This is a genomic window from Streptomyces sp. NPDC029216, assembly GCF_040648015.1.
In the GTDB taxonomy this organism is placed as follows: Bacteria; Actinomycetota; Actinomycetes; order Streptomycetales; family Streptomycetaceae; genus Streptomyces.
The window spans coordinates 1-1,248 of record NZ_JBEZWL010000315.1 but is presented as its reverse complement, the minus strand read 5'-3'; the positions used below and the strand labels follow the sequence as shown (position 1 = coordinate 1,248).

Annotated in this window: 1 protein-coding gene and 1 pseudogene; one reads left to right on the top strand and one right to left on the bottom strand. The window is 72.7% G+C overall.

Annotated features, from left to right (window positions below):
- Positions 1–214 (bottom strand): annotated as a pseudogene (locus tag AB0F18_RS39285) (SAM-dependent methyltransferase); the annotation flags it as partial.
- Between the two features lie 188 nt (positions 215–402).
- Between AB0F18_RS39285 and AB0F18_RS39280 the strand changes: the two are divergent.
- Positions 403–1,248: MHYT domain-containing protein (locus tag AB0F18_RS39280; RefSeq protein ID WP_362070355.1), on the top strand; the 846-nt coding region annotated here is incomplete at its 3' end.

The window sequence follows — 1,248 nt, the reverse complement described above, 5'->3', positions numbered from 1 at the left end:
CGGGGCCGACGGCCGCGCGCAGCGGGGCCAGCGCCCGCCCGGTGCCGCAGCCGGCGTCGAGCACCCGGTCGCCGGGCCCGATGCCGAACTCGGCGACGGCCGTCGCGAAGGCGGGCCCGTCCTCCGGGAACTTCTCGTCCCAGGCGTCGGCGCGCGCCCCGAAGAACTCCTGTACACGCGTGTGGTCATCGCTCATACGGTTCTCAGTGCTCATGCGCCCATGATTCCGCACCCGGCGCCCGGATCGCCCAGGCGTCCGCAGGGTGAACCCTGCGGACCGTGTGCAAGGTGGTACGTGGTGTGATCGGAGATGAACGTATCTCTGTCATATTCCAGCAGTTCCAGCGGCTTTCGAAATGCGCCCCTTGTTCGTCCCCTCACCCGGACTAGCGTCCCGTGGCCATGGGACACCTGGACCACGCCGCCTATGGCTGGCTGACACCCGCGCTGTCATATGTGATGGCATCGATCGGCGCCGCCCTCGGGCTGCGCTGCACCGTCCGCGCGCTCGCCGCGACGGGCTCCTCCCGCCGCAACTGGCTGCTCACCGCGGCCTCCGCCATCGGCACGGGCATCTGGACGATGCACTTCATCGCCATGCTCGGCTTCCACGTCACCGGGACCGAGATCCACTACAACGTGCCGCTGACCCTGCTGAGCCTGTTCGTCGCGGTGGTCGTCGTCGGCGCCGGGGTCTTCGCCGTCGGCTACGGCAAGGACCGCGGCCGCGCCCTCGTCCTCGGCGGCCTCACCACCGGCCTCGGGGTCGCGAGCATGCACTACCTCGGCATGGCGGCCCTGCGCCTGCACGGCCGGATCTCCTACGACCCGCTCACCGTCGGGACCTCGGTGGCCATCGCCGTCGTCGCCGCGACCGCCGCCCTCTGGGCCGCCCTCAACATCCGCTCGCCGCTGGCCGTGGCCGTCGCCTCCCTCGTCATGGGCGGGGCCGTCAGCAGCATGCACTACACCGGGATGCTGGCGGTCGCCGTCCGGGTGGCCCCCTCGGACCAGGCGCTGCCCGGAGCCACCGCGCTGCAGTTCATCTTCCCGCTCGCGGTCGGGCTCGGCTCGTACCTGTTCATCACCGCCGCCTTCGTCGCGCTCTCCCCGACGGCGGACGAGCGGGCGGCCTCGGCGTCCGCCTCGGCATCGGCATCGGCATCGGCGTCCGCGTCCGCCTCGGCCTCCGCCCCCGCGTCCGCGTCCGCCCCGGCCTCCCGATCCGCTGCGGCTCCGGGGCCGGCG